Genomic DNA, 846 nt, shown 5'->3' on the forward strand with positions numbered 1-846 from the left:
GGCCCGCCAGGACGCCGTCGCCAGCCAGAGGATCGTCAACAGGGCCTTGATTGGCGCGTAGCGGGAAAGGCGATGATGTCGGGGGAAGACGCATGAGCCTGCCGCTTGGCGATCCGAGAACCATCGGCCCGCGCATCCGCATGATGATGCCGCATCTGACGCCGCTGGAGGGGCGGGTGGTCGACATGATCCTCGGCCGGCGCGATTTCGGCGAAAGCACGTCGCTGAAGACCGTGGCCGAAGACGCCGGCGTGTCGGAGGCCATGATCGTCAAGATAGCCAAGAAACTCGGCTTCGACGGCTTCAAGGATTTCCGCGCCGGTCTCGCTGGCTACAACCGGTTGCCGACGGCCGAACTGCATGAAGAACTATCGCCCGACGACACCGACGCCGAGATCGCGCGCAAGGTGTTCCGCACCTCCGTGCATGCGCTGGAGGAGACGCTCGCCATTCTCGATCCGCGGGCGCTGAAGCGGGCGGCCGACCTTATCTTCGGCGCGCGCCAACGTGACCTCTACGGCGTCGGCGGCTCGGCGCAGATCGCGCGCGACGTCGCCCACAAGCTCTTGCGCATCGGCGTGCGCACCAACGTCTTCGACGACGCGCATATGATGCTGATGTCGGCTTCGTTGCTGGGAGAAGGCGATATCGCCATCGCGATCTCCCATTCGGGAACCAGTACGGCCGTGATCGAGCCCGTCGAACTGGCGCGCCGGCGCGGCGCGCGCACGATCGCGCTCACCAACTATGCGACGTCGCCGCTCGCTGCGGCCGCCGACGTGGTGTTGTGCTCGACGGCTCAGGGCTCGCCGCTCCTGGGTGAGAATGCCGCAGCGCGCATTGCGC

1 protein-coding gene is annotated in these 846 nt (G+C 66.7%); it reads left to right on the top strand.

Going from position 1 to position 846, the window contains the following annotated elements; translation table 11 throughout:
* Positions 1-92: 92 nt before the first annotated feature.
* On the top strand, positions 93-846 hold a 754-nt coding region (locus tag EN742_RS36370; protein ID WP_128333956.1), incomplete at its 3' end, for a MurR/RpiR family transcriptional regulator.

The organism is Mesorhizobium sp. M4A.F.Ca.ET.020.02.1.1 (assembly GCF_004022645.1).
In the GTDB taxonomy this organism is placed as follows: Bacteria; Pseudomonadota; Alphaproteobacteria; order Rhizobiales; family Rhizobiaceae; genus Mesorhizobium.